The 1449-nt window shown below is 70.9% G+C and carries 1 protein-coding gene and 2 pseudogenes; all 3 read right to left on the bottom strand.

Translation table 11 applies throughout. The features are described 5' to 3' along the window. Positions 1-333, bottom strand: a pseudogene (locus tag HLK59_RS50000) (hypothetical protein); the annotation flags it as partial. A 13-nt stretch (positions 334-346) separates the two neighbouring features. Further along, positions 347-928, bottom strand: a complete 582-nt coding sequence (locus HLK59_RS50005) for a Uma2 family endonuclease (RefSeq protein ID WP_171148328.1) — start codon at positions 926-928, stop codon at positions 347-349. 59 nt (positions 929-987) lie between these two features. Beyond that, positions 988-1449 (bottom strand): annotated as a pseudogene (locus HLK59_RS50010) (hypothetical protein); the annotation flags it as partial.

Here is a 1449-nt window from a genome sequence, read left to right on the forward strand (position 1 = left end):
GTCTTCGCGGACGCCGTAGCGGGAGGGGGCGGTGGCGGAAGGGCCCATCTGGGCGGGGCCGTTGATGGAGGCGCGGCGGGCGGCACGGCGTCGGGTCTCGCACAGCAGGCACAGGTCGGGGGCGTTCTCGTCGACCGGGCCGTTGGGGTGCTCGGCGCAGCGGGTGCTGGGAGCGGCGGTGGTCACGCTCTCGTCCAGCAGCTCCAGAGCGCGCTTGATGTCGGCCTTGACCTCGTGCAGCTTGGCGTCGGGCGTGTCGGCGGTGAGGGCCTCGCCGTGCTCGCCGAGAAGGCGGAGGGCTCGGCCGAGGGCGGTGAGCTGGGCGTGGTTCATGACGGCCAGTGTCTCAGTCGGCGTAGTCCTTGAGCGGCTCGGTGTCCAAGGTGATGTTCACGGGGGCGGGGAGCTCTACCGGCGATCCGTACGGGTACGAAAGGTTCCGCTGGTAGGTCCCGTGTCTGAGGTCGCTGTGCACGACGAGCGTGTCATTTTCGCGGTCGATCAGCAGGCAGACAGGAATGCCGGCTTCCGCGTAGCCACGGACCTTGTCGACACGGTCGCGGCGGTCTGTGTCACGGTCGTGGGAGGTGACTTCGACGACCATGAGAACGCCGTCGGGATCAGCCCAGTCCCCCTCCTGGGAGATGAAGTGATCGAGTGGCGCCAACGCGCCGTCCGCGCAGGCGTGTCCTTTGCGGTAGGCGCCGATCTTGAGGCCTTGTTCCGGGTACAGGGCCAGTTCGGGGCGGAACTGCATGAACAGCCGCAGCAGCCACATGACGATGGCCCTGTGGCGTTGGTCCGGCAACGGCTTGACCTCTAGCTTTCCATCGATGAGTTCGAGCTTGACCGCTTCGGGCGCCTTGCGGGCCAGCTCCTCGAAGTCCTCGGCGGACATCTGCGGATGCTGAGCGGTGCTGGGGGTCATGGCGTCGCCTCCTCCCCTCCATGGTGCCCCGGGGCGGTGTCGCCGGACCGTGGGAGCCGTCATACGGGTGTCCTTTCTCGTTGCTTCAGAGCCATTGCGGCACGGATCTCCGCCGCACGGGCGTGGATCACAGGGGCGGGCAGGGGCTCGGCGGGGCGTTCGGGGGCGCGTAGTCCGTCGCGGCAGCCGCCGCACACGCCGCCCGGCAGCGCCCCCGGCCGTCCCGGCACCCCGCACTCCGCGCACTCCAGAATCCGGCGGGGCGGCCGCGCGGCGGGTGGCTCCGCCGGGAGCTTGCTGGTCAGGCGGGCGTGGACCAGGGCCACCGCGCTGTGGACCGGGCTCGGCAGACCGCTGGTCAGGGCATGGCGTACGACGTCGTCGGTGGCGCCCCGCTCGAACCACGGCGTCAGCAACGGGGCGAGCCGGGCGCACTCGGCGTCGGAGAGGGAGAGCGCGGGGGCGGTGCGGCCGATGGCCTGTCCCTTGTGCACATCTCCGAGCCCACCGGCCCCCGGGGC

This window comes from Streptomyces sp. S3(2020), from assembly GCF_013044505.1.
In the GTDB taxonomy this organism is placed as follows: Bacteria; Actinomycetota; Actinomycetes; order Streptomycetales; family Streptomycetaceae; genus Streptomyces.